This is a genomic window from Comamonas sp. (assembly GCF_036666375.1).
Lineage (GTDB): Bacteria > Pseudomonadota > Gammaproteobacteria > Burkholderiales > Burkholderiaceae_C > Comamonas.
On sequence record NZ_JAVWWA010000007.1, the window covers coordinates 1 to 20,584 of the forward strand.

A 20,584-nucleotide genomic window follows, 5' to 3' on the forward strand; every position below is an offset into this window, starting at 1 on the left:
GCACCGAAACGCCGTGGCGTTCGTCGGCAAACACGATGTCCCAGATTTGCTGGTCGGCACCGCGCTCGGAGAGCTTTTGCATCAGCTGCGCGGTGCGCTCGCGCTCCCAGGGCCAGGCTCCGAGCTCCTTGAGGCTCAGCTCGTCAATGTCCACGAGCACCAGGCGGCGCTCTTCGGCATGCACTCCCCCCACACGCCACACGAGATCGGTGGCGCGCTCCTGCAACGGCTGCACCCAGGCCGCGCCCCAGATCGCGAGCAGCGCCCAAAGGCAAAGCGCGAACAACCAGGCCAGCACCGGAATCAGTGGCCGCAAAAACTTCGCTTGCTTCATCACACTTCAACTGTCCATGACACATTGAACTGCTGTGGTCCATCGCACGGGCGACGACAGCCGCTCAGGGAATGCTTCATTTCAGCGTCCCCACACGGTAATGCCCTGCAATGTCCCCGAAGGTATGCCTTTTTGGAAGAGATAGCCAGCTTCGCGTCCATCGGCGCTCAGGCCGCCCTGCACGATGCTGTTGCCGCCGACCGACCGCATCAGGCCGGTGCTTGAAATGGTGCCGGACGCCTGGATCACATCCTTGCCCAGTTGCGCGCCCTGTACATCGAGGCGCGTGGAGAAGGTGCTGTTGTCGAAGTTCACGCCCAGGCTTGCGGCGGTGACGCTCACATGCTCGAGCGTAGTGGCCAGGCCGTTGCGCAGAACGCTCGCGGAGGCGCCTTCCAGGCGGAATTGCGCCGAGCCCGAACCCGGGGCAAAGGCGATGGGCTTGCCGTCTTCGAGCGGACGCAGCAGGGCATAGGAGCCGTTGCTGGCCAGGCGCTCGGAAGCCTGGAGCATGGCGACACTGATTTCCTTGCTGAATGTGTCACCCGTGAGCAGCTGGCCGTACGTGTAGCGGCCCCAGCTGAGGGTCTTGGGCGGCGGCGGCTCTGTAGGCAGCGTAGGCACCGTGGGCTCCTGCGGCTGGGTAGGCTTGAGCGTATTGACCGCGGCGGCCACCTGCTCTTCGGTCAGGGGCTTGTCCGTAGAGGCCACCAGCACGGCCGTGCCTACATTCTGCGTCTGCCGCTCGGCCAGCGTAACCGCCTGCTGGGGCAGCGAGGCCACGGTCAGATCGGTCGACGGCACGATGCGCGGAGCGGTCTGCAGGCGGCCGAGCTCGACCACCTGGCCTTTCATGTCTTCGGACAGCAGGCGACCGTCCTGGCACGGGCCCAGGCCCGCGCCGCAGGCGCCGAGCAAGGGCGCCACGGAGATGGCACCCGTGAACACCGAGGCCGAAGTCAGATCGGACGTGGCCTTGACCAGGAAGTCGGTGCCCTTGACGCCGATCGCCGCGACCGGCGTGTTGAGGCGGAAGCGATGGCGCGCGGCCGCGCCCCACTCTCCGGTGATGGAGCGCACGACGCCTTCCTCGAGCTTGAACTTGATCGCGCTGGCCTGGGTATCGGTTTCCGAATAGCCGTAGCTGTCGATCTGCAGCCGGCTGGAGGGGCGCACGCTGACTCTTCCGCCATCGACGAAGCGCAGGTGCACATGGCCGCCCAGCTCGGTCTGCACCGTATCGCCGACGCGCACTTCGAAGCCGCGCGTCATGGCCGAAGCGCTGCCGTCGGCATGCACGACGCTGACCTGACCTATGACCATGGTCGCCTGGGCGACAAGAGGCTGCACTGTGAGCGCATGCGCAGCTGCGCCACCGGCCAGCATTGCCCCGATCACCGAACACCGGAATATCCTGCTCATCGTCATAGTGCGCACCCCAACATAGTTGACAGTAGTATTGCCGAGCACTGGTGGAAACGTCTGTGCGCCCGGTCACACAAAAAGTCACATCCACGGAATATCGAACCGCACGCCCTGCACCGGCTCACCTCATATAGTGTTTCATGAGGACAAACGGGTGCAGGGCTGCCATTTTGCGCGCATCCTAGGTTGGGGGATGCAGCATATTGACACACTTTCACGCTGGTTTTCATCGGTCCCCGTGGCACGCGCTTCCATGCAGTGGTTCACAAGGCACTGCAATGCTCCTGAGGCATTTTGGCGGTTACCGTGGGTGGCGGCCTGCATCTGATTGATACACTCTCGGCCTATGCCCGTTTCGGTTCAACTCCTGACACAGTTCCCTTTGCTGCAGTCACTGACACGTGAGGAGCTGGAAAAGCTTTCAAGCCGGATGAACCTGCGTTCGTTTGCACGCCGGGCCATGGTGCTGTCCAAGGACGCAAGCGTGTTCGAGCTGGGCTTTCTGGTCGATGGCCGTCTTCAGGGCCTGGATTTCACCGTGGACGGGCGCAGCGTGGGCCTGTACTTCGTCGATCCCGGAGATTATTTTGGCGAATTGACCGTGGTCGATGGACAGCCGCCGGCCGAATTTGTCGTGGCCGCAATGAAGTCCACCGTGGCCTTTCTTGATGCCGACACGGTGCGCGAAGTGATTCTGAGCCACCAGGAAGCGGCCAAGGCGGTGATGCAGAAGCTGGCCAGGCGCATACGCGAAGTCACGGCGCAGCGCACGCTGCTGAGCCTACCCAACCCGTTTCAGCGGCTTTGCGTTCTGCTCTTACAATTGCCGTCCAGCCAGCTCAAGGACCAGCGGGTGGTCGAGCAGATTCCGACCCATCAGGAGTTGGCGATCATGATCAATGCCAGCCGCGAGACCGTCACACGGGCCTTCCAGCTGCTGTTCACCCAGCGCATACTGGTGCGCGATGGGAACTCCTTGATCATCATCGAACCCGTGGTCATCAAGGACATTGCCGAGGGCCGCATGCCGCCGCCCAAAGCCTGACCCCTGAGCCACCCTGAACCTTGAAAAAGCTTACTTCCTATTTCTTTCCTCTCGGCCACTCGGATCTGATCCTTCAATTCGCCCGCCGCGACATTGAAGCCAAATACCGCCAGTCCTGGCTCGGGATGGCATGGCTGCTGCTCGCGCCGCTGTTGATGCTGACCATCTACACCCTGGTGTTCCGGCATATCTTCCAGGTGCGCTGGGCGCCGCCCGAGGAAGGCAATCTGGCCTTCGCGCTGCGGCTGTACACGGGCCTGCTGATCTTCAATTTCTTCGCCGAATGCGTCAATCGCGCTCCCAGCCTGATGCTGGAGCAGCCGCACCTGATCAAGAAAGTGGTTTTCCCGCTGGAAATACTCCCCTGGGCGACGGTGCTTTCGGCCTGCGTGCAGCTGCTGATCGGCGCCGCGATCCTGCTGGTGCTGCATCTGATCGGCCTGGGCAACATTCCGCTGTCGGCGCTGGCCTTGCCGCTGGTCTGGCTGCCGCTGCTGCCGCTGTGCCTGGGCCTGACCTGGCTGCTCAGCGCCGTAGGCCTTTTCATCCGCGACATAGGCCAGATCGTGAGCCTGACCATGAGCGCGCTGGTGTTCATCAGCCCGGTGTTCTTTCCCGTCGAAGTCCTGCCCGCCAAGGTGCAGGAGTGGATGTGGCTCAACCCGCTGGCGCCCATCATGACGCAGACGCGCACCGTGCTGCTGCAAGGCCAGTGGCCCGACTGGGGCCAGTTCGGGCTGAGCCTGGCCGTCTGCACGCTGGTTGCCGCTGTGGGCGCGGTGGTGTTCAAACGCCTGCGCGAGGGATTCTCCGATGTCATCTGATTTCGCCATCGACGCCAGCGGCCTCTCCAAGCGCTATCCGCTGTACAACAACCCTTCCGACCGGCTGATGAGCCTGCTGTGGGGCCGCAAGCAGACCCAGGAGCAATCCTTCTGGGCGCTGCAGGACGTGAACCTGCAGGTGGCGCGCGGCGAGGTCGTGGGCCTGGTCGGGCGCAACGGCGCGGGCAAGTCCACGCTGCTGCAGCTGCTGTGCGGCACGATTCCCGCGTCTTCGGGAGCGCTGCGCGTGCAGGGCCGGGTCGCGGCCTTGCTCGAGCTGGGCGCGGGCTTCAACCCCGACTTCACGGGCATAGAGAACATCTTCATGAACGGCGCCATCCTGGGCATGAAGCGCCAGGAAATAGAGCAGCGGCTCGACGAGATCGTCGAATTCGCCGACATCGGCGACTTCATCCACAAGCCGGTCAAGACCTATTCGAGCGGAATGTACGTGCGGCTGGCGTTCGCCGTGGCGACCAGCACCGACCCCGACATCCTGATCATCGACGAGGCGCTGTCGGTGGGCGACGGCGCGTTCGCGCGCAAGTCGTTCGACCGCATCATGCGCCTGAAGGAAGCCGGCAAGACGATCTTCTTCTGCTCGCATTCGATGTACCAGGTGGAGGCGCTGTGCGCGCGCGCGATCTGGATGGAAAAAGGCCGCGTCAAGATGGATGGCAATGCGGCCGACGTCACCAGCGCCTACGCCACCAGCCTCAACGCACCGACCACGCCCGCGGCCGTGCAGGAAGCGGCGCCCATGGCCAGCGGCACGGGCCGCATCGTCAAGGCCGTGGCACGCACCGGCGTGCAGGAAGGCAGCGAAGTGCATCTGGTTTCGGGGCAGTCCGATCTGGCCATCGACATTTCCTTTGAAATCGACCCGCATCTGCCCGCGCCGGGCGTGGCCGTCGGCATCTCCGACGCGAACGGCACCACCGTGACCAGCGCCATTTCCGTCAACGACGGCATCGTCATTCCCGTGGATGCCCAGGGCAAGGGTCAGGCCAGCATCCTGTTCAGGCAGTTTCCGCTGCTCAAGGGCACCTACTGGGTCACCTGCTTCCTGTCATCGGAGGATGGCCTGCACCCTTACGACCAGGTGCTGCATTGCCTGCGGCTCAATGTGCGCCAGGAAGGCACGGAGCAAGGCTTTGTGAGCCTGCCGCGCGACTGGGTGACCACCCCGCCGCAAGCGCCCCGCTGACCGACCATGCACAAAGATCTCCTGATTGCAGGCCAGCCCCTCGAGTTGCGCGACATGGTCCCAGCCCACAGGGACGATGTGCTCAAACTGCACCACCAGATTTTCAGCAGCGGCCTGCAAGGCGACTGGTTCGAATGGAAGTACATCCGGGGCCAGGGCGAAGGCGTGGGCATCTGGAATGAACGCCAGGAACTGATCGCCTATTGCGGCGGCTTTCCGCGGCGCATGCTGCAGCAGGGCCAGGCGACGAATTTCCTGCAGATCGGCGACCTGATGGTCAGCCCCGAATGGCGCGGCGTGTTCACACGCAAGAACCCGTTCTTCTATGCCTGCGAGCATATGTACACGACGCGCCTGGGCAGCGACCGCCCCTACAAGGTCGGCTTCGGCTTCGCGCATGCGCGCTCCACGCGGCTGCATGTCAAGCAGGGATTGGGCCGCGACGGCGGCGCCGTGCCGTTCCTGCAGTGGCAGGTCGCGCAGCGCCAGCCCCTTCCCGGCTGGCTATGGCGTGTCGAGCCGCTGGCCGCCGATGCGCCGCATCTGCGCGCCACGGTAGACCGGGCCTGGCAGGCCATGCGCCGTGATACGCGGGACTACACGATAGGCATACGTGACGCTGATTACCTGTCATGGCGCTTCATCCAGCGTCCGGACAAGGCGTACCGGCTGTACACGCTGCGGCGCATATGGGATCTGCAGCCGCTGGGCGTGATCGTGCTGTCCCAGCCGTCGCATCCCGGCGAAGCCGTGCAATGGCTCGATTGGGTCGGGCCCGCGCGCCATCTGGCGCATGCCTGCCTGGCCGCGCTGCGCGTCGCGGCCGAGGAAGGCGCACCGACGATGACGACCTGGGCCAGCGCCAGCGTGAGCGAACGGCTGGCCGGCACCGCGCCCGAGTTTCTTCCCCATATCGCCAACATCAGCATTCGCGCTCCCGCGGACATGCCCGCGCAGGCGCCCGATCTGAAGCTGTGGCTGATGGCAGGGGATACCGACTTCCTCTAGCCTTGATGGCTGCAGCGGCGCACGGCAGCCGTTGCACGGCGTCCTCACACCCTTTCCATGAACACCATGTCCAGGCCTTCCCACCTTCCATCCATTGCCGTCGTCACGAGCGTGAGCCGCATCGATGTGCTGCAGCAGCGCCTGGCACAGTCCGAGTGCATGCAGCGCGGCGGCCTGCCCTGGTCAGCCTGCTTCAACAGCCCGTCCGCAGCCGCGGCTTTCAACCCGGCGATGGACGCCCAGGCGGCGCAAGGCAGCGACTGGCTGGTCTGGGTGCACCAGGATGTGCATTTCCCGCCGGGCTGGGACCAGCTTTTCCGCCGGGCGCTGGGCGAGGCCTGCGCGCAGTGGCCCACGCTGGCCGTGGCCGGCCTGTATGGCGTGCGCGGCGTGGGAGAACAGAGCGTGCGCGCCGGCCATGTGCTGGACCGCGGCCAGTTGCTCAAGGAACCCGCGGCCCTGCCCTGCCTGGTCGACAGCCTCGACGAGTTGCTGGTCGCCGTGCGCGTGGATTCGGGCCTGCGCATGGACCCGGCCATGGGTTTTGACTTCTATGCGACCGACCTGGTGCTGCAGGCGCAGGCAGCGGGCATGTGCGCCGCCGCGCTGGACGCGTATTGCGAGCATTGGTCCGACACGCCCGCGCAGGGCGAGATGCCGCCCGGCCTGATCGAGCGCGTGAAAAACAACGGCCATGCCTTCGAGCAGAAGTGGGCCCACCGCCTGCCGATCAAGACCCCCTGCTTCGACATCCACCGCCCGGGCGATATCGCCGCGCTGGCGGCCAGCATGAGCACGCCGTGAAGCCATACCAATGGAAAGCGGCCCGCTGGCTGCACCACCTGGACTTCGCGCATGCGCTGCCGATGATGGCGCGCCTGCCTCTCGGACTCGGCTATACGCTGGCCCAATGGCGCGGCGCGCTCAATGGAGCGACCGGACGCGACTGGCGCTCGATGGCCCTGGGCTTCCGGCACATCTGGAAGCAAAGCCGCACGGCCTATCAGGAGCTCGCTCCCGAGGCGTCCGAGAAACAACTCGACCACTGGCGCAGCCAGCGTTTTGTGTCCGAAGCCATGGACGAGTTCGAGGCCCGCCTGCTGGCCGCGGGACGGGGGCTGGAGCTGACCTGCGAGTTCGATCCGCCCGACGCGCTCGACCTGTGCCGCAACCGCGGCCGCGGGCTGATCATGCTGACCGCGCATTTCGAGAGCTTTTTCCTCGGCACCAGCTTTCTCGCGCGCTGCGGCGAAAGCGTCAACATCATGACGTCCGCGGTGACCCAGGATCCGCGCGTCGACAAGGCCGTGCGTGAGCACTTCACCGCCAAGTACCAGGACATGGAGCAGTACCTCAACGGCGGCAAGGTCGTGGAAATGGAAGCCGGCCTGCGCCCGTTCTACGACATGCTCAAGCGCCGCGAGATCCTGATGATGCTGGGCGATGCGCCCGTGCTGCCCAACGGCGCATCCATGACGGTGCGGTTTCTGGGCGGCACCAGAACGATTGCCGGCGGCTGCCTGCGGCTGGCGCAGCGCACGGACAGCGACATCGGCGGCTTCATCTGCGTGCCGGTGCGCAAGGGGCATTACAGGATGGTGTTCTGCCCTCCCGGCCCCGCCCATGACCCGCGGACCATAGAGCGCATCTACGATTTCTTCACGCAGCAGATCATGGCCAATCCAGGCGGCTGGTGGGCCAGCGACCTGCTGCCCGCCATGCCCAAAATTGCTGAGCCGAGGACAGAAACATGATTGCCGTCGTCATTCCGTGCTATCGCGTCACCCGGCACATTCTGGGCGTGATCGCGGCCATAGGTCCCGAGGTTGCGCGCATCTATGTCGTCGATGACGCCTGCCCCGAAGGCAGCGGCCGCCTGGTGCAGGAAAGCTGCACCGATCCACGCGTGCATATTCTTTGGCATGCGGAAAACCAGGGCGTGGGCGGGGCCGTGAAGACCGGCTACAGGCAGGCCGCCGAAGAAGGCATGGACATCGTCGTGAAGATCGATGGCGACGGCCAGATGGATCCGAAGCTGATTGCCCAGTTCGTCAAACCCATTTTGAATGGGGACGCGGACTACACCAAGGGCAACCGGTTCTACAACCTGGAGAAGATCCGCAACATGCCGGGCGTTCGGCTGTTCGGCAATGCGATGCTGTCCATGGTGGCGAAATTTTCCACCGGCTACTGGAACATCTTCGATGTCACCAATGGATATACCGCCATCCATGTCAAGCTGATCAACCATCTGCCGCTGCAGAAAATCAGCAACCGCTATTTTTTCGAGACCGATATGCTGTTCCGGCTGAACATCATTCGGGCCTGCGTCATGGACATCCCCATGAACGCGGTATATGCCGATGAAAAAAGCAATCTGAAAATCAAGGATATTTTCCTGGAGTTCACGGCAAAGCACATCAAGAACTCCGTGAAGAGAATCTTCTACAACTACTTCCTGCGCGACATGACGGCGGCGTCGCTCGAACTGCTGCTGGGAATTCTCTTTTTCGGATTCGGCATCTGCTATGGACTCACGCAGTGGGCGCATACGCTTTCCACGGGAACGCTGGCGCCTTCGGGCACCGTGATGCTCGCGGCCCTGCCGACCATCATGGGCCTGCAGATGCTGCTGGCCTTCGTGACCTTCGACGTCTCCAACGTGCCGTCGCGCGCGATTCAGCAGAATCTGTGACCGCGCGCTGCAGCGCGGTTGAACAAGCGGCAAGAAAAACCACCATGAGTCTGCAATCCATCATTCTTGCAATATTGACCGTGATCGGCCTGTCCACAGGCCAGATTCTTTTCAAGCTCGCGGCGCAGAATCTCCACGGCGACGGCTCCATCGTGATGCTGGCCTTGAGAAACACGCACCTGTGGATTGCACTGGTCGTCTACGGCATCTCCACGCTGTTCTGGATATTGCTGCTGCGCCAGGTTCCGCTCAAGCTCGCCTACCCTTTCGTGGGCTGCGCCTTCTTCATCGTGCCCGTGCTCGCGCACTTCTTTCTGGGTGAAAGCCTCAGCTGGCACAGCTTCGTCGGAGCGGTTCTGATTGCATCGGGAATCTACGTGTCCCTGCTGGGCAGCAACGCATGAGAATGTTTGACTCCCGCTTTTTCATCAAATACCTCATCATTCTCCTGCTGGCTGTCGGTGGCTCGTATTTCATCCCGCCCATGCAGTCGCCGGATGAGAACCAGCATATCGCCAAGGCCTATCTGGTTGCGCAAGGCGACTGGCTGCTGACCACTGCGCCGGGAAAGATGTCGGGCGGCTACGTGGATGACGGGCTGCGCGATTTCATCCAGGGACACATGCAGCTTTCCGGCCGCCCGGACTTCCGGCTGCCGCCGCAGGAAAAGCAGAGGCTCAGGAGTCTTGCCTGGAGCGGCGCAGAAAACCGTTCCTTCATGGAAATTCCGGGAACCGGCTTCTATCTGCCCTTGATCTATCTGCCGCATGCGATGGCGATCAAGGCCGGAGAGCTGGCCCAGCTATCCATTCACCACACCTATTACCTGACGCGAATTTTCGTCATGGCGATCGCCATCGCCCTGATGCTGATTGCATTCTCGCTGCACCGCCCCGGCACGCTGGCACTGGGCATCCTGCTGCTGCCCATGGGCGTCTTTCAACTGCTTTCGCCCACGCTGGACGGCATCACCACCAGCCTGAGCCTGCTGGCCGTGAGCCTGTTTCTCGGCTTCCAGTCAAAGCCCCAGCGCCCCGCAACGTTCTATCTGCTGGCCTGCCTGCTGATACTGATCGCGACCACGCGGATTCATCTGGCGCCGCTTTTGCTGCTGCTGTTCATCATTGGATGGCAGCAGAAGAATCGCAAGTACCTGGGCCTGGGTCTTTTCGCCTCCTGCTTCACGCTGTTCTGGATCGTCTTTTCCATCAAGACCACCGTGGACAACAGAATTCCGCGCGATATCTCGTCGCTGGAAGCGCTGCGGTATTACGTTATCCACCCTGTGGACTTCGCCCAGGTACTGTTCAATACCGTCACCAACAGCGAAATGATGTACTTCTACTTTCAGTCGTTCATCGGGAAACTGGGCTGGCTTGATACCAACCTGACCCTGTGGCATTACCCGGTCTTCGGTACATGCCTGATACTGTTTGCGCTGCTGAACGCATTTGCACCGTTCAACAAGGCAAACCACGCCATCGCACGATCTTCCCTGGCGGCCACGGCGCTGCTGTCGGTGCTGGCCATCTTCACCGCACTGCTCATTTCCTGGACGCCGCATCCCGCAACCATCGTGCACGGTATTCAGGGAAGATATTTCATTGTTCCCTTCCTGCTGCTGGCCTATGCGTTGCACGGCCTGTTCGACGTCCGGTCGCGCGCTTTCGCGCTGGCCGGTCAATTACTCCTGTGCGCATTCTTCGCGTTCAGCGCCTTCTCGCTGCTGAGCACGCTTCAGAGCCGATATTCCATCTTTTGATTCCATGATAGCCAGCATCATCGTCAACTATTTCGGCCACGGCCTCGTCCAGTCAGCCGCCGAGAGCCTGCTGCGCGACAGCCCCGGCATGGAAGTCATCGTTGTCGACAACAGCGTGGATGCAGATGAAAACCGGCGGTTGCGCCAGGTGCTGGACCCGCGCGTCAAGGTCATCACCAATGCCGGCAACACCGGCTTCGGCGCGGCCTGCAATACAGGCATTGCGAGCACGCAGGCGGAATTCATCATGCTGCTCAACCCCGACACCCAGGTGCTGCCGGGCTGCATGGCAAAGCTTCAGGCCGCCCTCGAGCGCATGCCCGAGCTGGCCGCCGTCAGTCCCGCCCAGCTGTGGGAGTCCTCGGGCCGCTTCCGCCTGCCTCCGGCCTGGCTGCCGACAGGAATCGAGATGTGGTGCATAGAGCAGGCATGGCGCAGCCACGCGGTCGCGGCAAGGATGTCGAACGCCTACCGCAATCTGGCCTTGCGCGTATGGCAGCCGGGCAGCGCGCAAGTCGTTGCCCAGCGCGCGCTTTCGGGCGGCGCGATGCTGCTGCGCCGCTCGGCAGCGCTGCAGGACGGCGGCGTGTTCGATCCGGCGTTTTTCATGTACTACGAGGATTCGGATCTGTGCTGGCGCCTCCAACGTGCGGGCTGGCAGTTGGGTATGGTGACCGATGCCTATGTGCTGCATGAATGGGAGCACACGTCGGCCAAGGTGGATTTCATGGAGAAATCCAAGCAGATCTATATCGACAAGCATTTCGCCGGGCGTGGCGCATGGCAGCAAAGAATGGCGCGCGGCATGCAGCGCCCTGCGCTGGCCGCGCCCCTGGCTTGCCAGGAACATGACAAGGCCTGCCCGGTGCTTGATGTGCCGGCTGCATGGCAAGGCGGCTGGCTGCTCGAGCTGAGCCCATCGGCCTTGCTCATTCCCGCGGTGGGCTGGCTGGGCAGCGGCCCCCAGGCCGAGATCCCCGCCCATCTGATCGCGCGCCTGGGCACAGGACCGCTCTATGCGCGCATCGGGCCCGACCGGCCTGTGACGCGCACGCCGCTGCCGGTGTTCCGGCTGGCCTGACGCTTACCTGAGCCAGCGGCGCAGGGCCCGCAGCGGGGCTGTGACGCGCCATGAAGTGGAGGCATGCAGCGCCTCGATCACCTGCAGTGCCTGCGTCAATTGCTGCTCATGCGCGCGCTGCTGCTGCTGCAAGGCTTCCTCCGACGCCAGCACCTGCTGCTGCAGCAGCTGAATTTCACGCTGTAGCCGCATATGTTCCTGCCGCTGCAACTCGCTTTCGCGCGCCTGCTGCAGCATTTGCTGCTGCATTTGCTGCTGATATCGCAGGATTTCCTGCTGATGCTGCTGGCTTTCCTGCTCCTGCTGCTGCTCTCGCCGCTCGCGCTGCAGTTCCAGCTGGGCGCTGTGCTCCTTCTGCGCCAGCAATGCCTGCTGCAGGTCTTCGGCATGGACGCTGGCGCTTTGCAACGCGGACTCGACCCAGCGGTCCAGGTACTGCACGGCAAGATTGCGGCTCGCCGGTGCGGGGTCGGTGCCGCTGTCCATCGCGGCCATGTCGTCGGCCGACAGATAGTGAAAGGCCTCCGCATAGCGCACTTCGCGCGGCAAGGTATAGGTTCTGTACGAGTTCAAGCCCTTGACGTGGCGTATGTAGTCCTGCTGCTGCAGCTGCGAGGCAAAGCTCTGCATGGCCTGCTCTTTCACCGCCCAGACGGAGGTGATGTCGAGCAGCAGATTGGTCTTCAAGGGGCTGCCTATCTCATAAAGCATCAGCCCCACATCGGCCTGCGCCCTGCGCCGCCACTGGTTGACGGCCGCCGCAGCAGCGCGTGCGCAAGCCTGGTGATCGGGGTGGATTTCCCAGGGCGATGGCGCAATCACCAGCTGGGGCTGGTGCTGCTCGAGCAGCGTCACCATATGCGCGATCAGGCTGCTCTCCTTGAGCAGCGCGCGGTCCTGGTAAGGGCCAAATGAGCTGTCGATGCCCGCGCCCAGATGGGCCAGCGCCCGGCGTGACTCCTCATGGCGCGTGACGCGGATCTGCTCGCGCTGCGCATCCGGCGCATAGCCGCCACCATCCGTGAGTATGTGCACATGCACCGGCACGGCCTGCCGGGCATACAGCGCCACGGCGCCGCCGCAACCGAATATCTCGTCGTCGGGATGGGGCGCCAACACCAGCACCTTGCGCGCAGCAGGCAGCGCGCCCGGCTGGGTGGGGGCAAACCAGGTCTCCATTTCGTCTCCTCGCTATGCGGCCTATCTGTTGCGTACGCGTCTCACGTAGTAGGCGAACTTTCTCAACGGATGGTACAGCCAGCGCAGACTGGGAACCTGCAAAATGAACTTGCGCACCTGCTTTGCAGGAATCAAGGTCACGTAGATGTCGCGCGACAACTGCTGCGCCGCAGACAGCACTTCGACCGGGCTGATGTCGGCACGCAGCTGGGCATGCTTTTCCTGGGCCTTGGCATAGTAGTCATCGAGCATCTTCTGCCGCCCCACGGCCATCTCCGCCTTGGCCGGCACGCGGTACAGCGACGTGACCTTGTGCACCATCTCGAAATCGTGGTGCAAGGAGTAACGCACCCAGAGATTCCAGTCCTCCAGATTCTCCAGGTCGGGATCGAAGCCGCCGTATTGCTCGAACAGCGAACGCTTGAACAGCACGGTCTGGATGGGCAGATAGTTGTGGTGCCACATGACGTAGCGGTTGAACTGCTGGCGATAGAGCAGGCTGTGCTCGATTTCGCGGTAGATCCACGGCTCGGCGCTGATCACTTCGGTGCGCACCTGGTAGGCCAGCGAATAGACGGCGCCCAGTTCGGGGCGCTTTTGCCATGCATCCACGAGCACTTCGAGATGGTCGGCGTAGAACAGGTCGTCATCGTCCAGAAAGCACAGCAGCTCGCCGCGCGCCGCTGCCAGCGCGGCATTGCCCGCGGCGCAGCGCCCCATCTTGGGCAAGGGCAGATAGGTCACTTCCGACAGCACGCCATAGCCACGGACTTCGTCCATGAAAGCCTGGGCCGTGTTGCCGCCGTCCTCGACCACGACCAGCTGGATGTTGGAATAGGTCTGCGCCGCGACCGAGGCCACGGCCTCTGCCAGGCGGCCGGTCTTGCCGGGCGTGGTGCGGGTCAGCACGCTGACCAGCGGCTTGGGCTCGTCGCCGGTTTTCTCGGGATAGGCGTGGAACGAGCCTTCGCGCGGCATTTCGTAGTCCCACAGGCGGAACGGGAACGGCTGGTGGCTCTTGCGGCGTGTGCGCAGAAACACGGGCGCGGAACGCAGCAGCTTGAGGCCGTTCTTCAGCAAGCCCCGGCGCTGGCCTGGAAAGGACTGCGGCACGGCCAGCAGCCCCAGGTACATGATCGCACCGCCAATGACCTGATGGCGGCTGCCGTAGCGGCAGCGCAGCAGCACGTTTGCATAGGTGCTGCCCAGGAACTGCATGGGTTTGACCTGCGCAGCTTCCTCATAGGTGTAATGCCATACCGTGGCCTTGGGCACGTAGCGTAGACGGTAGCCGTTGTCGCGCAGACGATAGGAAAGCTCCACATCCTCGCCATACATGAACAGCAGCGGCTCGTAACCGCCCACCTTGCGCATCGCCTCGGTACGGAACAGCGCGCAGGCGCTCGAACACCAGAGCACATCGCCGTTGACCGGGTTGTAGTGCTTGGGATGCTCGTACGGTTTCTGGCGGCATTCCCATTGAGCGACATCCGGGCCGTCGGCGCAGGCCTGTATCAGCAGCTCCACCAGCGTGTCGGGCTCGAACTCCAGATCGACATTCGTCACCAGAAAAAACGGGCTCTGCGCTTTCGCCAGATTGGCGTTGTGCCCTTTGCCAAAGCCGACGTTGGCGCCGGCTTCCACGGAAATTTCCAGATAGTTGTGCTGCTGCTCCTGCTGGAAGTTCTGCAGCCAGGCAATGCTTCCATCCGTCGAACCATTGTCACGAACAAGGAGCCGAATCTGCTTCAGTGGGATGCGCTGCGAAGCCAGGCTATCAAAGAATTTCGCCAGCCACTTGAACGAGTTGTAAGTGACGATGGAGATATCCAGCGATACATCCGACAAATTTTCGAAAGATAGCTCTTGCCGAAGACTTAATGATTGCGGACTATTCATGAATTTGTTTTTCGACGAATCAATTAAATCAAAGCTTCTGGAAATCCATCGGCGTCGGCCACGACATGCGTCGGGCGAGTGGGCGCCACCAGTGCTTTCAGTCTGACTATTGGGTTGCCTTCAGCCATGACTGTACCGGCGTCGGATGCCGCGCAATGCCTGCGCGCCATCCACTGAGCGCTGTATCCTAGCGCAGGACGAACCCTGCACATTAAGTTACAGCAGAAACGCACTGCTGCAATGGAGCTTGCGGGCAGCGCGCCCAAGTGGCCACCGACCACTTGTCGCTCAAACTTCATGCATTGGCCATCACAGCCGAGTCGCCCAGGTGCCACACGCGGCGCGCGCAGCGATTGCAGTCACCATGAGCATTCAGCCACCGTCGGGTGCGCCGGCCACACAACGCCACGCGAGAAAATCAGGGAAAAATGAAGGAGGCAGAGGATTCGCCCCGAAGCCTTTGAGCCCCGGGGCGGTGGCGAATGGAACTTATGCGCCTTCCCAGCGCTTGAGCACCAGACTTGCATTGGTACCGCCAAAGCCGAAGCTGTTGGACAGAACCTGGCGCAGTGGGGCGTCGCGCGTCACGGTCACCAGCGGCATGCCTTCGACCGCGGGGTCGGGCGTCTCGACGTTGGCCGAGCCCGCGATGAAGCCCTTGTTGAGCATCAGCAGGCAGTAGATCGCTTCCTGCACGCCGGTCGCGCCCAGCGAATGGCCGGTCAGCGACTTGGTCGACGAGAACGGCGGAATGTTCTCGCCGAACACTTCGCGGATGGCGCGCAGTTCGGGCACATCACCGACCGGCGTCGAAGTGCCGTGGGTGTTGATGTAGTCGATGGGGCCGTCCAGGCCTTCGATGGCCTGGCGCATGCAGGCAATGGCGCCGTCGCCCGAAGGCGCAACCATGTCTTCGCCGTCCGACGTGGCGCCGAAGCCCACGACTTCGCCGAGGATGTTGGCGCCGCGCGCCAGCGCATGCTCCAGGCTTTCGAGCACCACGGCGCCACCGCCGCCGGCGATCACGAAACCGTCGCGATTGGCGTCATAGGCGCGCGCGGCCTTCTCGGGCGTGGCGTTGTACTTGCTGGACATCGCGCCCATGCCGTCGAACAGCAGCGACATGCCCCAGGACAGCTCTTCGCCGCCGCCGGCAAACATCACGTCCTGCATGCCCCAGGCGATCTGCTGGGCCGCGGAGCCGATGCAGTGCGCCGAAGTCGAGCAGGCCGAGGTGATCGAGTAGTTGATGCCCTTGATGCCGAAATTCGTCGACAGGCAGGCCGAGACCGTGGAGCTCATGCAACGCGTGACCTGGTAGGGGCCGACGCGGCGAATGCCTTTTTCGCGCAGCGTGTCCGCGGCTTCGATCTGGTTCGCGGGCGAACCTCCGCCCGAACCCATGATCAGGCCGGTGCGCGGATGGGAAACCTGCTCGGGTGTGAGTCCGGCCTCGGCGATGGCCTGGGTCAGCGCTATTTGCGCATACGCCGCGGCATCGCCCATGAAACGCAGCTGCTTGCGGTCGATCAATGCCTCGACATCAATTTGCGGAATGCCGGCCACCTGGCTGCGCATGCCCAGTTCGGTGAATTCGGGCATGGCCCGTATGCCCGAACGGCTCTCGCGCAGCGAGGCCTCGACCGTTGCATTGTCGTTACCGATGCACGAGACAATGCCCGTGCCCGTAATCACAACCCGACGCTTCATTCTGCGGATCCTTCGGTTTTGCCCTCACGCATGAACAAACCCACGCGCAGGTCGGTTGCCGTATAGATGAGCTTGCCGTCGGCCAGCAGGCGTGCGTCGCCGATGGCCATGTTGAGTTTGCGCTTGATCAGGCGCTTGATGTCGATTTCGTAGGTCACCAACTTGACGTCGGGGCCCACTTCGCCGGTGAACTTGACTTCGCCGGCGCCGAGCGCACGGCCGCGACCGGGCAATTGCAGCCAGGTCAGGTAAAAGCCTATCAGTTGCCACATGGCGTCGAGGCCCAGGCAGCCCGGCATCACCGGATCGCCCTGGAAATGGCATTTGAAGAACCACAGGTCGGGGTTCACGTCGAGCTCGGCCACGATCTTGCCCAGACCATGCTCGCCGCCTTCGCTGGCGATGTGCGTGATGCGATCGAACATCAGCATGGGAGGCAAAGGCAGGCGCCCGGAATCAGGAGTGAACAGCTTGCCCTCGCCGGAGGCGATCAGTTGCTGGTAGGAAAAGGAATCGGCCATTGTCAAACTTGCTCCACAGCGGTGCACTCACCGCTTCGTTGTCGCGTGATTCGCAGCATTTCGCATGCGCCACAGGCGCGCATTATCCGGCCCACGGCGCTGCCGTATAACCGCAAAGACCCTGCAAATGCAAAAGAACACAGAAACTTCAAAAGACGACAGTCTACTTGCCCTGGCTGACCGTTCGCTGTCGCCAGGCCGCATAGGCCACTGCCAGCGCGGCCAACAGCCATAACGGCAGCTGCCCGGCCCAGCGCACCCAGCCGGCGAACGGCGTGATTCCGTCGCGCCCCTGGACGCTGCCCGTCAGCACGCCGCGCACATGTGGCGCGAGCGCCTGGGTCACGGCGCCATGGTGGTCGATGATCACCGTGGCGCCGGTATTCGTGGCGCGCAGCATGGGCCGCTCGAACTCGAGCGAACGCATGCGGCTGATCGCCAGATGCTGGTCGATGGCGACGCTGTCGCCGAACCAGCCGATATTGCTCACATTGACGAAGATCGTCGGCGCCGTGGCCGGATCGCGAAACCGCAGTCCGATTTCCTCGCCGAACAGATCCTCGTAGCAGATATTGGGCGCCAGCCGCTGGCCCGCCCAGTCCATCGACGCCTGGGCCAGACCGCCGCGATTGAAGTCGCCCAGCGGAATGTTCATCATTTCGGTGAACCAGCGGAACAGCGGCGGAATGAACTCGCCGAACGGCACCAGATGGTGCTTGTCATAGCGGTAGACCGGCGCCTGGCCCGGCAGCAGGCCGATCACGGCATTGGCATAGCCTTCGACCGGATTGCCCAGCGGAATGCCGATCAGCGCGGCCTGCGGACCCTGGCTGAAATGCTGCTGCAGTAGCTGCATGTAGTCGAGCGGCAGCTGCTGGGGCAGCAGCGGAATCGCGGTTTCGGGCGCGACCACCAGCTGGGCATCGGTGCTGCGCAGCGCGCTCGAATACCACTCGAGCGCCAGCGGCACGCCGCTGCCGGGCTCGAATTTCTCATCCTGGGGAATATTGCCCTGCAACAGCGCCACGCTGATCGCGCCAGGTTGCGCGGCCGGGGCCTGGGCCAGGCAGGCGCGCAGCGCGCAGTCACGCTGCCAGAACAGGCCGGCGAGCAGCGCCGCGCCGCCCAGCGCCAGCGCCCAGGTACGCGCCTGGCGCAGATGCACGGCCCGCAGACCCGCGAGCCCATAGGCCAGCGCGGCCGCGACCGCGCCCGTGCCGTAGACGCCCAGCCAGCGCGGCAGCACCGACAGCGGCCCGTCGACATGGGCGTAGCCGCCCGCCCCCCAGGGAAAGCCGGTAAAAAGACTGCCGCGTGCCAGCTCGGCCAGCGTCCAGCAGGCGGCGAACAGCAGCGCCGAGGCCAGCGCTCCAGATGGTTTGAAACGCGTGAAAGCCCAGGCCGCGAGCGCGTAATAGCTGCCCAGAAAGGCTGCCAGCCCGAGCACGGCCAGCACCGCCAGCGGCGCGGGCAGGCCGCCGTAGGTGTGCATGGAAATGAACAGCCACCAGAACGTCGCCGCGAGCCAGCTGGTCGCGAAGACGAAGCCCAGCGCCGCGGCGCGGCGTGGAGTCGCGCTGGCACGCAGGCCATGGGCCAGCAGCGCCAGCGAGACGATTTGCAGCCACCACAGCGGCTTGCCGCCAACGGGCCAGGCAATGGACAGCGCCTGGGCCAGGCCCGCTGCGGCCATGACAGCCGCTCGCAGCCAGATGGCCGCGCGGCCGGGCAAGGACAAAGCCATGGAGATGTTCAGTTGCTGACCAGGCTGTCGGGTGCATGCTCGCGCACCACGCGGAACCAGCGCACGGCGCCGCCCTTGGTGTGCAGCACGGTGAAGCCCAGGCCCTTCATCTGCAGGTATTCGCCACGCTTGGGCACATGGCCCATTTCATGCGCGATCAGCCCGCCTATGGTCTCGAAATCGTCTTCAGGATCGGTGGCCTGCAGCACCACATCGAAAGCTTCGGCGACGCGCTCGACCGAGGTATCGCCCGAAACGCGGTAGCTGTTGTCGGCCAGCGCGAAGATGTCGCCTTCGTCTTCGGGGATATCGAATTCGTCCTCGATCTCGCCGACGATTTCCTCGAGCACATCCTCGATCGTGACCAGCCCGGCGACACGGCCGAACTCATCGATGACGACCGCCAGATGGCTGCGGTTGCCGCGGAACTCGCGCAGCAGATCGTGCAGCCCCTTGCTCTCGGGAATGAACACCGCGGGCCGCAGCAGCGCGCGCAGATTCAGTTCGGGAGCGCGCTGGAGCTTGAGGAGGTCCTTGGCCAGCAGAATGCCGATGATGTTTTCGCGCTCGCCCTGGTAAACAGGAAAGCGCGAATGGGCGGTGGTGATGACCTGGTGCAGGATGACATCGAACGGATCGTCGATGTTGATCAGGTCCATGCGGGTCGAGGCGACCATCACGTCGCCGGCCGTCATGTCGGCCATGCGGATCACGCGTTCGAGCATCACGCGGGAATCGGCGCCAATGACTTGATTGTCTTCGGCTTCCGCCAGGGTTTCGATCAATTCATCGGCCGACTCGGGAGCGGGATGGATGAATTCAGCGACTTTTTGCAGAAAACTGCGCTTGTCTTCCTTTTCGGAAGAACGAGCAGAATGCGGGTCTGACACTGTCTTGGAATGCAGGACGTGCGGTAGTGGAACAAGCTGCAAGGATAGCGGATTGCCTGCACCTGGGGTGTGGCATTTGCGAGAAATCCCCGTGGCGCCCTGGCCCTCTGCGCAGCGGGGCCCGCTGTTGCGGCGCATGGCCGGCGTTATGCCCCGGCCTTGTGGCGGCCTTCGCGCATGCCCTGGCGAATCTCCTGCATGCCCGCCAGAAAGCTCCAGAACTGCCTGGCCTGCTTCTTGAGCTGGTAGTCGACTTCGGCGAACTGCTCGTTGACCATCTGCTCCATGTGCGTGTCTATGCCCGCGGGCGGCAGCTGCAGATAGGCTTCGGATTCGGAGCCGTCGCGCGTGACCACGGCGCCGGCCTTGCGTGCGATCTTGAGCATCGCGGTGTTCTCGGACAGCGCATGGATGAACATCATGCTCACGCCACGGGTGCGCGCATGCACGATCGCATGGTCGAACAGGCGCTTGCCCAGACCCTTGCCGCGTGCCTGCTTGAGCACGGACACGCCGAACTCGGCGCAGCTCTGGTACTCAGGATGGGGAGCGTAGGCGACATGGGCCATGGCGATCAGCTCGAGACGCCGGTTGTAGATGCCGAAAAGCTGGTCGCGCTCGAAATCGAGCTGCTGCACATAGCGCAGCACCTGCTCGTCGCTGGCCGCATAGCCGAAACGCAGATAGCGGTCGGCGGTGTCGAGCTTGAGCAAATGGCGGCCCACGCTGTTGCGGTGGCGCGCACTCAAGGTACGGATAGGAACCATGGCAGGACGGCACGAGGCGATGAAGCGGATTGATGGACTGGTCACCGGACGCAGCATGTGCTTGCCCGCGCGCCAGGAAGACTTCAACCAGTCAATAGAAACGTTCATGCTTCGAATATAGGGGATTACCCTAGATTCTTCAAGAAGAATGCTGCAGTGCAACATGGGAACGATGCAAGCTTGCAACGCTTTCATGCGCCAGCGGTTTGAGAGTTAGCCGTTCATCCTGCGACGCGGCCGCCCGGGTTCGGGACGCATGGGAAACCGTTCGTGGTGAGCTTGTCGCACCATGAACGCCCGTCTTCATGCCAGGAGAACCGGTTGTTCATCCTTTGACGCGGCTCGCCAGGCGGCCTCGGGATGCATGGGAAACCGTTCGTGGTGAGCTTGTCGAACCATGAATGCCCGTCTTCATGCCTGGAGAACTGGTTGTTCATACCTTTGACGCGGCTCGCCAGGCGGCCTCGGGATGCATGGGAAACCGTTCGTGGTG

At 63.3% G+C, this 20,584-nt stretch carries 19 protein-coding genes; 10 read left to right on the forward strand and 9 right to left on the reverse strand.

Features of this window, described 5'->3' with window-relative positions:
* Together RR928_RS02625 and RR928_RS02630 are read right to left on the reverse strand one after the other, a co-directional pair.
* The coding region (locus tag RR928_RS02625) for a CHASE2 domain-containing protein (RefSeq protein WP_332681428.1) at positions 1-334 on the reverse strand (334 nt) is incomplete at its 3' end.
* A gap of 81 nt (positions 335-415) precedes the next feature.
* Entirely contained in the window at positions 416-1,684 is a 1,269-nt protein-coding gene (locus RR928_RS02630) for a FecR family protein (protein ID WP_332681429.1), read from the reverse strand.
* A 505-nt stretch (positions 1,685-2,189) separates the two neighbouring features.
* On the opposite strand from RR928_RS02630, the gene RR928_RS02635 reads away from it, so the two are divergent.
* From RR928_RS02635 to RR928_RS02680, 10 genes are all read left to right on the forward strand, one after another.
* A complete protein-coding gene (locus RR928_RS02635) occupies positions 2,190-2,804 on the forward strand; it encodes a Crp/Fnr family transcriptional regulator (protein ID WP_332681430.1) in 615 nt (204 codons plus the stop codon).
* Between the two features lie 20 nt (positions 2,805-2,824).
* Entirely contained in the window at positions 2,825-3,628 is an 804-nt protein-coding gene (locus RR928_RS02640; protein WP_332540276.1) for an ABC transporter permease, read from the forward strand.
* Positions 3,618-4,835 carry an ABC transporter ATP-binding protein gene (locus tag RR928_RS02645; protein ID WP_332681433.1) on the forward strand — a complete coding sequence of 406 codons (1,218 nt, stop codon included), beginning with the start codon at positions 3,618-3,620 and terminating at the stop codon, positions 4,833-4,835. The genes RR928_RS02640 and RR928_RS02645 overlap by 11 nt, the downstream gene beginning before the upstream one ends.
* A gap of 6 nt (positions 4,836-4,841) precedes the next feature.
* Positions 4,842-5,843, forward strand: coding sequence for a hypothetical protein (locus tag RR928_RS02650; RefSeq protein WP_332549650.1), 1,002 nt, complete (start codon positions 4,842-4,844; stop codon positions 5,841-5,843).
* A gap of 66 nt (positions 5,844-5,909) precedes the next feature.
* Positions 5,910-6,647, forward strand: coding sequence for a hypothetical protein (locus RR928_RS02655; protein WP_332681435.1), 738 nt, complete (start codon positions 5,910-5,912; stop codon positions 6,645-6,647).
* Complete coding sequence (locus tag RR928_RS02660; RefSeq protein ID WP_332549652.1) at positions 6,644-7,597, forward strand: LpxL/LpxP family acyltransferase; 954 nt, start codon at positions 6,644-6,646, stop codon at positions 7,595-7,597. The genes RR928_RS02655 and RR928_RS02660 overlap by 4 nt, the downstream gene beginning before the upstream one ends.
* The gene (locus RR928_RS02665) at positions 7,594-8,538 is read left to right on the forward strand and encodes a glycosyltransferase family 2 protein (protein ID WP_332681437.1); all 945 of its coding nucleotides are present in this window, start codon (positions 7,594-7,596) and stop codon (positions 8,536-8,538) included. The genes RR928_RS02660 and RR928_RS02665 overlap by 4 nt, the downstream gene beginning before the upstream one ends.
* A gap of 44 nt (positions 8,539-8,582) precedes the next feature.
* Complete coding sequence (locus RR928_RS02670; RefSeq protein ID WP_332549654.1) at positions 8,583-8,942, forward strand: EamA family transporter; 360 nt, start codon at positions 8,583-8,585, stop codon at positions 8,940-8,942.
* A gap of 2 nt (positions 8,943-8,944) precedes the next feature.
* Positions 8,945-10,300 (forward strand): DUF2142 domain-containing protein, encoded by a 1,356-nt coding sequence (locus RR928_RS02675; protein WP_332681439.1) that lies wholly within the window; start codon positions 8,945-8,947, stop codon positions 10,298-10,300.
* Between the two features lie 4 nt (positions 10,301-10,304).
* Positions 10,305-11,381: a glycosyltransferase family 2 protein gene (locus RR928_RS02680; RefSeq protein ID WP_332539473.1), complete on the forward strand. Its 1,077-nt coding sequence runs from the start codon at positions 10,305-10,307 to the stop codon at positions 11,379-11,381.
* 3 nt (positions 11,382-11,384) lie between these two features.
* Here the strand turns inward: RR928_RS02680 and RR928_RS02685 are convergent, their stop codons facing one another.
* The 7 genes from RR928_RS02685 to RR928_RS02715 all read right to left on the reverse strand — a co-directional run bounded on the left by RR928_RS02685 (position 11,385) and on the right by RR928_RS02715 (position 20,199).
* Positions 11,385-12,560: a PIG-L deacetylase family protein gene (locus tag RR928_RS02685; RefSeq protein ID WP_332549656.1), complete on the reverse strand. Its 1,176-nt coding sequence runs from the start codon at positions 12,558-12,560 to the stop codon at positions 11,385-11,387.
* A gap of 21 nt (positions 12,561-12,581) precedes the next feature.
* Entirely contained in the window at positions 12,582-14,408 is a 1,827-nt protein-coding gene (locus RR928_RS02690) for a glycosyltransferase family 2 protein (RefSeq protein ID WP_332539471.1), read from the reverse strand.
* A gap of 540 nt (positions 14,409-14,948) precedes the next feature.
* Complete coding sequence (gene fabB / locus RR928_RS02695) at positions 14,949-16,169, reverse strand: beta-ketoacyl-ACP synthase I (RefSeq protein ID WP_332539470.1); 1,221 nt, start codon at positions 16,167-16,169, stop codon at positions 14,949-14,951.
* Positions 16,166-16,690, reverse strand: a complete 525-nt coding sequence (gene fabA / locus RR928_RS02700; protein ID WP_159913106.1) for a bifunctional 3-hydroxydecanoyl-ACP dehydratase/trans-2-decenoyl-ACP isomerase — start codon at positions 16,688-16,690, stop codon at positions 16,166-16,168. Before fabA ends, fabB begins: the two co-directional genes overlap by 4 nt.
* Positions 16,691-16,853: 163 nt before the next feature.
* The gene (gene lnt, locus RR928_RS02705) at positions 16,854-18,434 is read right to left on the reverse strand and encodes an apolipoprotein N-acyltransferase (protein WP_332681442.1); all 1,581 of its coding nucleotides are present in this window, start codon (positions 18,432-18,434) and stop codon (positions 16,854-16,856) included.
* 8 nt (positions 18,435-18,442) lie between these two features.
* Positions 18,443-19,324 carry an HlyC/CorC family transporter gene (locus RR928_RS02710; RefSeq protein ID WP_332539468.1) on the reverse strand — a complete coding sequence of 294 codons (882 nt, stop codon included), beginning with the start codon at positions 19,322-19,324 and terminating at the stop codon, positions 18,443-18,445.
* A 146-nt stretch (positions 19,325-19,470) separates the two neighbouring features.
* On the reverse strand, positions 19,471-20,199 hold the full coding sequence (locus tag RR928_RS02715; protein WP_332539467.1) for a GNAT family N-acetyltransferase: 729 nt from the start codon (positions 20,197-20,199) through the stop codon (positions 19,471-19,473).
* Positions 20,200-20,584 lie beyond the last annotated feature (385 nt).

Coding starts and splice junctions, on each gene's coding strand:
- RR928_RS02685 (WP_332549656.1), bottom strand. CDS start 12,560: ATGGAGACCTGGTTTGCCCCCACCCAGCCGGGCGCGCTGCCTGCTGCG.
- lnt (WP_332681442.1), bottom strand. CDS start 18,434: ATGGCTTTGTCCTTGCCCGGCCGCGCGGCCATCTGGCTGCGAGCGGCT.
- RR928_RS02680 (WP_332539473.1), top strand. CDS start 10,305: ATGATAGCCAGCATCATCGTCAACTATTTCGGCCACGGCCTCGTCCAG.
- RR928_RS02715 (WP_332539467.1), bottom strand. CDS start 20,199: ATGAACGTTTCTATTGACTGGTTGAAGTCTTCCTGGCGCGCGGGCAAG.
- RR928_RS02645 (WP_332681433.1), top strand. CDS start 3,618: ATGTCATCTGATTTCGCCATCGACGCCAGCGGCCTCTCCAAGCGCTAT.
- fabA (WP_159913106.1), bottom strand. CDS start 16,690: ATGGCCGATTCCTTTTCCTACCAGCAACTGATCGCCTCCGGCGAGGGC.
- RR928_RS02650 (WP_332549650.1), top strand. CDS start 4,842: ATGCACAAAGATCTCCTGATTGCAGGCCAGCCCCTCGAGTTGCGCGAC.
- RR928_RS02655 (WP_332681435.1), top strand. CDS start 5,910: ATGTCCAGGCCTTCCCACCTTCCATCCATTGCCGTCGTCACGAGCGTG.
- RR928_RS02675 (WP_332681439.1), top strand. CDS start 8,945: ATGTTTGACTCCCGCTTTTTCATCAAATACCTCATCATTCTCCTGCTG.
- RR928_RS02670 (WP_332549654.1), top strand. CDS start 8,583: ATGAGTCTGCAATCCATCATTCTTGCAATATTGACCGTGATCGGCCTG.
- RR928_RS02665 (WP_332681437.1), top strand. CDS start 7,594: ATGATTGCCGTCGTCATTCCGTGCTATCGCGTCACCCGGCACATTCTG.
- RR928_RS02635 (WP_332681430.1), top strand. CDS start 2,190: ATGAACCTGCGTTCGTTTGCACGCCGGGCCATGGTGCTGTCCAAGGAC.
- fabB (WP_332539470.1), bottom strand. CDS start 16,169: ATGAAGCGTCGGGTTGTGATTACGGGCACGGGCATTGTCTCGTGCATC.